The following is a 7613-nucleotide window of genomic DNA, read 5'->3' as shown; positions in this document are numbered from 1 at the left end:
GTTAAATATTTAGCACATTTTAAAAAATAAATTAGTTGTTCTAAAGCTTTAAAGCAACAATAGCTAAATATGCTCTAATTAAAGACGCATCTCAATTCCTTGTTCAGCAAGATATTTCTTCGCTTCAGGAATGGTGTATTGACCAAAGTGGAAAATACTAGCAGCAAGCACAGCATCTGCACCACCTTTGATAATTCCATCAGCCAGATGCTGTAAATTACCCACACCACCAGATGCAATCGTAGGAATCGTCACACGGTCATTGATATTGCGCATCAGCTCTAAGTCATAGCCTGCCTTTGTGCCATCAGCATCCATGCTGGTTACAAGTAACTCACCAGCGCCGTATTCTGCCATTTTTACAGCCCACTCAAGTGCATCAATTCCTGTTGGTTTACGACCACCATGCGTGAAAATTTCCCATTTATTTTCACCAGTTTTTTTAGCATCAATGGCAACCACGATACATTGAGCACCAAATCGTTGTGATGCCTCCTGTACAAACTCCGGGTTAAAAACTGCTGCTGAGTTAATACTGACTTTGTCTGCACCAGCATTTAAAAGTAAACGAATATCTTCTACCTTACGTACACCACCACCAACAGTCAAAGGAACAAATACGGTTTCAGCCATTCGTTCTACTGTCCGATAAGTGGTATCACGCCCATTTGACGTTGCGGTGATATCCAGAAAGGTGATTTCATCAGCCCCCTGTTCATTATAACGGCGGGCAACTTCCACTGGGTCGCCTGCATCACGGATATCCAGAAACTGCACACCTTTGACAACTCGACCATTATCAACGTCTAAACAAGGAATAATTCGTTTTGCGAGCATAATTTTTTCCAAAAATAACAGCCGATTATGAAACTAAACGACCTTGGTGCTACACCTGAATAGCTTTCGAGGGTATTCTATCAAACTTATGCAGTATTTTTCACAGGTTTTCTATGTCGGTTTATACCTCATTGAGTTTAAATGAAGTTCAGGATTTTGCAGCACCATATAATTTAAAGGTTCTTGAACTTATTCCAATTCAAGGAGGGGTGCAAAATACCAACTATTTTTTAGTCTGTGAAGATCGGGAATATGTACTCACCGTTTTTGAAGAAATGAATGCTGAACAGGCTGGAGAGCTGATACCTGTACTTGACCATTTGGCATTACATGGTGTTCCGGTTGCAACACCTCTCAAACACCATGGACAAGCCATCCATTTTATTGCCCATAAGCCTGCTCAGATTGCACCACGTGTTTTAGGTAAACACCCTGATCAGACGAATATTGAACAAGTCCGAGAAATTGCAAAAGCACAGGCAAAGCTACATCTGGCTTTACAGGATTTTCCTCTGGAACGTCACTACAACCGTAATCATCATTATTGGAGACAGGTTGCATTAGACTTACAGACTAAAATGGAATATGAGGATGCAACGCTATTAGGGCATGTTCTGGAGCTTTTTAAGCATAAAAAAGAACAATATCCTGACCGCCCACAGGGGTTTATTCATTCAGATCTATTTAGGGATAACACATTATTTGATGGCAATCAGTTACAGGGAATACTGGATTTCTATGAACTGAATAAAGATGAGTTTTTATTTGATATAGCGATTACTACAAATGACTTTTGTACGGATTATCCCGCTGTAATATTAAATCAGGAAAAGGCCAGCGCTTATCTGCAAGCTTATCAAAGTATTCGTCCTCTAACATCGGATGAGTTGGCATGTATGGATATTTATTTGGCAATCACTGCCTGTCGCTTTTGGTTATTACGTTTGGGGATTGCAATTAAAAATAAAGAGTTGGGGCGTACCGGAGAGGATATTTTACAAAAAAATCCTTTAGAAATGCGTAATATGCTTGTTGAAAGATTAAAATTTGTTAAAGCTTGAGGGGAAATAAATGCGTGATCAGGGGCGTTTGGTTGAATGGTTTGATGAGAAAGGTTATGGCTTTATTCAACCCAATGATAGTCAAAAGGATCGGGTATTTATCCATATCAAAGACTTTGCTCGCCAGGGACCACGCCCAATCATTGGTTGTGCGCTTGAATATCAGGTTTCAGTGGATGGTCAAGGTCGCTATCGTGCAAAGAACGTTCACTACTTAAAAGCATCACAAACGCTAAAGCATGCTGCAATGCATAATTCTAAAGCTCATTCAACTGATCAAAAATTGCAGCCTATGCAAGTCCTCATAACCATTTATATTCTTGTACTTGGGATACTCACTGCTACAGGGTATTTTAAAAGTTTAGCCTTAATCTTTATTATACTGATGAATATAATGACCTATTGGTTTTATGCTCAAGACAAAGAAGCGGCGGAACTCAACAAAAGACGGATTCCTGAACAGACATTGCATATTTTATCTTTTCTTGGTGGATGGCCAGCTGCATGGCTAGCCCAGCAAAAATTACGACATAAAACACAAAAACAACCCTTTCGGAAAATTTATTTTTGTACAATATTCTTTAATATTTTATTGATTTTATGGCTAATTTCACCTTTGAACGTACTTAAGTTCTAAAGTTGAAATGATCTGAATAGGAATAAAAAATGAATTATGTACCCGATCAATCCAACAAAACTTTAACCTTTGCACTTTATATTCTATATATCATCGCAATTTTTTCTGCTGGGATTTTGGCAATTATTGCTTTAATTATCAACTATGTAAAAATAAATGATGTGCGTGGCACAATTTATGAAAGTCATTTTACTTGGCAAATACGCACCTTTTGGTGGTATCTGATTTGGAACATTATTGCTTTTACTCCATTTATCTTTTTATTTTTTACAGGTGAAAATAGCATTGCCTTTGCTGGGGTAGCTATTGGTGCGACGACGTTTTGTTTTACTGTTATCGGCTTATCCTGGGTCTGGATCGTGTACCGTGCCATTAAAGGGCTTATCGCCTTAAATGACAATAAACCTATGTATCTATAGATAACCGATGATCATTGAGCATGTACATTTAAAGATTAAGCCTGATCAAAGTCAGGCTTTTGAGGCAGCATTTAAACAGGCAAAAGAACTCATCTATCCTATGCAAGGATTAAATGCTGTCCAGCTCATTAAACATATCGAAGATGATCAGCGTTATATTCTATTGATATTTTGGGATAAGCTAGAAGATCACACAGAGGGCTTTCGGAAATCCGAAGCATATCAGGAATGGAAAGCTTTACTGCATCATTTTTATGACCCGATGCCACAAGTTGAATATTATCAACCATGTATGTTTCTCAAGAAAAAGTAATTCCCCGTATTGGATTAGACCTTTTCTTTTTTCTTATTTAAAAATTTAGGTTTTAACTCACTGGCAATGACACTTAAGACAACCAGTGCAGCTCCCAATAAAGCGATTGCTGGTAAACGTTCACCAGCAACGCGCCCAACCAGACCTGCCCAGACGGGTTCTCCTGCATAAATAATCGCGGCCTGAGAGGGTGGAACAAATTTTTGAGCCCAATTCATGACAGACTGGATTAAGGCACTGGCGATACCTAGTCCAGCAATGATAAGCAATAAAACCCATGAGAATGCAGGAATATGATGCTCCCCAACAACAGGCATCGAAGCAAAAGCCAAAAATGATGCCGAGGCTAACTGGATTACCGTGACACGCTTGGCATTTACTTTTCCAGCAAAAAAACCAATCAGGATAATTTCCAGAGCAATCGCAATCGCTCCCAATAACGTTAAAATCTGACCAAAATTAAATGAAATCTGGTGTAATCCATTACCCGTTAAAAGTGTCAAACCAATAAAAGCCAATCCCACACCGATCCATGTCATGATTTGTGGTGTTTTCTGAAAAATAATCCAGAGTAAAATTGGAACAAGTGGTACATATAGTGCGGTTAGAAAAGCAGATTCACTGCTGCTAATCATTTGTAAGCCAACGGTTTGTGTCCCATAGCCTATGGCAATCACAATACCGATGAGTCCTCCAGCAACAAGTTCCTTTGAGGTCACTGCTTTCATGTCTTTAAATGCAAATATAAATAATGCAAATGCTGCTGCAGCAAATCGGCAGCCAACAAAAAACATAGGTGTACTAAAATTTAAAGCGTATTGGACAGTGAGAAATGAACCACCCCAAATGATGGTGATTAAAATCAATGCAATTTGAGGAGCTTTACTTTGCCTTTGTGCAAGAACTGAGGGAGATGTCATTAAGGGAAAGAAAAATAAGAGTTAAAGTGATTGACGGATATCATATCCTTTTTTTAATTTATTATTAAATGACGATTAAAAAAAATAGATATGATTCAATTGATCTCACTCATTATTTCAACCGCTTTTTTGTTTATATCTCTAACTTGTTTTTAGAAATCAGAAGTACTTACAACAACTTTGAATTTTCTTATCAACAGGATCGTAGCACTCTACGATCTTTATCAATAGCTGATCAACTTGAGCCATTGATTAGATATAAATATAAAACGATATTACGGCGAAATGGTCATTTTGAAGATAATGAATATTATGTCAATTTTTATCAGACCAGCGAAAAAGATCATAAAAAGATAAATCAATGGCTGAAAAGTAAAACCAGATATAGCCATCTTCCTAGTTCGAAATCAGCGTTTATTGCTGATCAGGACATTGGATTATTTATACTCCAATATCCCGAGATAAAAAAACAATTTTTACCAAGGTTACGTAGATATTGTCTGAATTCACATGAATCATGTTATGGGACATATTTTAAAAAGACCAAAAATTATTCTCATCAACTTTACTCATATATTGTTTATGGCACAGACAATGACTATTGGAAAGTTACTAAAATGAGCCCTTTTCAATGTACGCATAATCTGGTCGTTAATACAGATGAAATGAACAATATAAAACTGAGTAAACCAGAATTCACAGTTCGATATTTATTGCTGATGTGCTGGGAACCAGAAAGAAACTTGCTGCGTTTAACTCATGTCATGACATCTGGATATCTAAGATAAATATTGAATGAATACAATTGTTGTCATATCAGAATGGTAAAATAATTCTAAATCTCATTTAGAGGTATTTAAAAATGGTTATTGAACAAGCGCTAATAAAAATAAAGGCTGGACAAGAACAAGCATTTGAAAAGAAATTTTATGAGGTTTCTGATGTCTTTCGTAATGCTCAAGGTTGTCAAAAGTTTCGACTATTAAGAGGGATAGAACATCCCGGGCATTACGCCCTTGTGATCCAATGGGATAATATAGAATTCCATACAGACATTTTTATAAAAACGGATGAATTTAAAAACTGGTTTAAAGCCATAGAGCCTTTTCTGGCGGATAAAATTCATATGGAACATTTTGAAAAGACAATTTAATCTGTAAATAAAAAAAGAGGTCTGTTCGACCTCTTTTTCCAGATAATATTGAACTAGAGTGATTGTTCATCCAGTAAAAGCTGAGCTTCACGAAGATTTAAAGTCCCTTCATAAATTGCCCGACCTGTAATCGCACCTAAAATACCAGGCTGACCTTTTAGATTACGTACATCATCAAGATTGGTAACACCACCTGAAGCAATAACAGGCAGTCCGGAATACTGTGCCAGATTTACCGTTTGTTCAACGTTAACACCTTGCATCATGCCATCACGGGCAATGTCTGTATAAACAATACTAGAAACACCTGCATCAGCAAAACGTTTAGCCAATTCAGTTGCTTTCACATCGGTTACATTTGCCCAGCCATCTGTGGCTACCATGCCATTCATGGCATCAATTCCGACAATGATATGTCCCGCAAATTGTTTACAAGCCTGTTCAACAAATTCAGGCTCTTTAACAGCTTTGGTTCCAATAATGACGAAAGAAACACCCGCATCTAGATAATGTTCAATTGTTTCCAGAGAACGGATTCCACCACCAATTTGAATCGGAAGTTCGGGCTGAGCTTTGGCAATAGCTTCAACAATAGGTTTATGGATCGGTGTTCCAGCAAAGGCACCATTTAAATCAACAAGGTGCAAACGTCGCGCACCCTCATTTACCCAATGCTGTGCTGTTGCAACAGGATCTTCAGAAAATACGGTATCGTCTTCCATACGACCTTGTTTTAAACGGACACATTTTCCGTCTTTGAGATCGATTGCAGGGATGATGAGCATGCTTTCGCTCCTTGCCAGATTTTTAAAGTAAATTTATTCAGTGCATATTAGCAAAGTATTATGAGTTTTCTAAGCATTCGTAAGACTTTCGGACAATTTCTTCTGGTGTTTATCATTTTTAAGTAAGATTTTCTGCAAAAATATTTAATTTGATAATTACATATTGAAATATCAACAGACTCTTATTCAGGATTTAATTTCCCTAATCTGAGTAACTCCTCATAGATCAATAATGCTGCATATGCATCAGCGGCAGCATAATCCATTTGTTCAGGTGATAAAACCTGTTTACTCCAGTTTGAGGTACTCATACGTTTACTTTTAGGAAAGTTCACATGAAATAGTAAAGCCATTGCATTTTTAACACCTAATGCATTTTCAATACCAAAACTTTTAAAACGTTTCGCAAGATCAATATAATGATTTAACTCAATATTTAATTTTCGAAATAGGTGCAAATCATTTTTTAGCCCGAAACCGACTTTGAGTTGTTGCCTACTTGATAAAATTGTTGCCAGAAAGCTCAAGGTTTCAGGATTAACTTTAAACAAATATGCGTTGTGATGCGATGCCAGCTGGATCAAATGTGGTCCCGTATTTGTTTCACCTTTTTTGAAAGTAGGTTTTGACTCACTATCAAAACCTAAAACCGGGATTTGCAAAATTTCTGACTGAATATCTAAACATTGCTCAAATGTGTTGATCAATATAATTTGATTCATATTTAGGTTTTTAAACTTTGGATAAAGTATGATTTGTTCTTTGCTTGGTATAGGATTTTCTTGATGCTTATCCATAAAAATGGCTTTTAAAATTTGAGCGAATCTATTCTAAGCCAAATTTAAATTATGATAAATCCAGCATCTTAAAATAGATTATGCAATGTTTAACAAGCTTAGAAAAATAATTGTTTTAATTGATGATATAAGCTCGTTGTACCCATAAAAATAAGCAGAAGCCAAGAATGGTAAATGGCGCAATGATCATATAAGCATTTCCAAGTATTTTTTCCCAACCGAAGATGATTCTTGAAAAGCCATATTTATTCATCCCGTCATCGCCTTTATTATATAAGAGATAGAGGAAAAACAAAAAATTCAAAATAGGAACAATCAAAAGTAGAGACCACCAGCCTGATAGATTTTGATCATGCAAACGTCTAATACTGATAATAAATGAATAATAAAAAAAGCAGACCAATACCCCAAGGGTCAAGAGATATCCTAAAAAGGTCATACTCTTTGCATAGCTGGTTGCATGAAATTGGTTGAAAATACTTAAAATGAGTAAAACTGAAAATATACATATGATTGTATTCAAGAATGACCATGCCGCAAAAGAATGTCGACAAAAGCGACCATTAGGATTTAATGGCTTGTCTAATAAACTTGAAGTTTTATGAAATGATTTCATTATCAAAAATTACCCCGAAAATAATCATTCTTCTTTGTTGCTTTTCAGTTCATGTGAAAAATCATTTTTTAATTA

At 36.4% G+C, this 7613-nt stretch carries 11 protein-coding genes; 6 read left to right on the top strand and 5 right to left on the bottom strand.

What is annotated here, in order from left to right; translation table 11 throughout:
* Positions 1-78: 78 nt before the first annotated feature.
* The gene (gene hisF / locus KPC_RS15980) at positions 79-837 is read right to left on the bottom strand and encodes an imidazole glycerol phosphate synthase subunit HisF (protein WP_121975351.1); all 759 of its coding nucleotides are present in this window, start codon (positions 835-837) and stop codon (positions 79-81) included.
* A gap of 113 nt (positions 838-950) precedes the next feature.
* Here hisF and KPC_RS15975 point away from each other — a divergent pair, with 113 nt between their 5' ends.
* From KPC_RS15975 to KPC_RS15960, 4 genes are read left to right on the top strand one after another with little or no spacing between them, the layout of a single operon-like run.
* Positions 951-1898 carry a homoserine kinase gene (locus KPC_RS15975; RefSeq protein ID WP_121975350.1) on the top strand — a complete coding sequence of 316 codons (948 nt, stop codon included), beginning with the start codon at positions 951-953 and terminating at the stop codon, positions 1896-1898.
* Positions 1899-1908: 10 nt separating this feature from the next.
* Positions 1909-2535 carry a DUF1294 domain-containing protein gene (locus tag KPC_RS15970; RefSeq protein WP_121975349.1) on the top strand — a complete coding sequence of 209 codons (627 nt, stop codon included), beginning with the start codon at positions 1909-1911 and terminating at the stop codon, positions 2533-2535.
* Positions 2536-2564: 29 nt separating this feature from the next.
* Positions 2565-2954 (top strand): DUF4870 family protein, encoded by a 390-nt coding sequence (locus KPC_RS15965; RefSeq protein ID WP_121975348.1) that lies wholly within the window; start codon positions 2565-2567, stop codon positions 2952-2954.
* Between the two features lie 7 nt (positions 2955-2961).
* A complete protein-coding gene (locus KPC_RS15960) occupies positions 2962-3267 on the top strand; it encodes an antibiotic biosynthesis monooxygenase family protein (protein WP_121975347.1) in 306 nt (101 codons plus the stop codon).
* A 14-nt stretch (positions 3268-3281) separates the two neighbouring features.
* On the opposite strand, the gene KPC_RS15955 is transcribed toward KPC_RS15960, so the two are convergent.
* Positions 3282-4187 (bottom strand): DMT family transporter, encoded by a 906-nt coding sequence (locus KPC_RS15955; RefSeq protein WP_121975346.1) that lies wholly within the window; start codon positions 4185-4187, stop codon positions 3282-3284.
* A 617-nt stretch (positions 4188-4804) separates the two neighbouring features.
* Here KPC_RS15955 and KPC_RS20430 point away from each other — a divergent pair.
* Both KPC_RS20430 and KPC_RS15945 read left to right on the top strand, forming a co-directional pair.
* The gene (locus KPC_RS20430; RefSeq protein ID WP_171334518.1) at positions 4805-4975 is read left to right on the top strand and encodes a hypothetical protein; all 171 of its coding nucleotides are present in this window, start codon (positions 4805-4807) and stop codon (positions 4973-4975) included.
* Positions 4976-5049: 74 nt separating this feature from the next.
* A complete protein-coding gene (locus tag KPC_RS15945) occupies positions 5050-5340 on the top strand; it encodes an antibiotic biosynthesis monooxygenase family protein (RefSeq protein ID WP_121975344.1) in 291 nt (96 codons plus the stop codon).
* Between the two features lie 53 nt (positions 5341-5393).
* Here KPC_RS15945 and hisA read toward each other — a convergent pair whose 3' ends face one another.
* The 3 genes from hisA to KPC_RS15930 form a co-directional block, all read right to left on the bottom strand.
* On the bottom strand, positions 5394-6125 hold the full coding sequence (gene hisA / locus KPC_RS15940; protein ID WP_121975343.1) for a 1-(5-phosphoribosyl)-5-[(5-phosphoribosylamino)methylideneamino]imidazole-4-carboxamide isomerase: 732 nt from the start codon (positions 6123-6125) through the stop codon (positions 5394-5396).
* 182 nt (positions 6126-6307) lie between these two features.
* Positions 6308-6922, bottom strand: a complete 615-nt coding sequence (locus KPC_RS15935; RefSeq protein ID WP_121975342.1) for a 3'-5' exonuclease family protein — start codon at positions 6920-6922, stop codon at positions 6308-6310.
* Between the two features lie 115 nt (positions 6923-7037).
* Positions 7038-7538, bottom strand: a complete 501-nt coding sequence (locus KPC_RS15930) for a DUF805 domain-containing protein (RefSeq protein WP_121975341.1) — start codon at positions 7536-7538, stop codon at positions 7038-7040.
* Positions 7539-7613 lie beyond the last annotated feature (75 nt).

The sequence above is a fragment of the Acinetobacter stercoris genome (assembly GCF_900323515.1).
In the GTDB taxonomy this organism is placed as follows: domain Bacteria; phylum Pseudomonadota; class Gammaproteobacteria; order Pseudomonadales; family Moraxellaceae; genus Acinetobacter; species Acinetobacter stercoris.
Note: the sequence above shows the minus strand (reverse complement) of the source record. Positions and strands in the feature narration are given on the sequence as shown.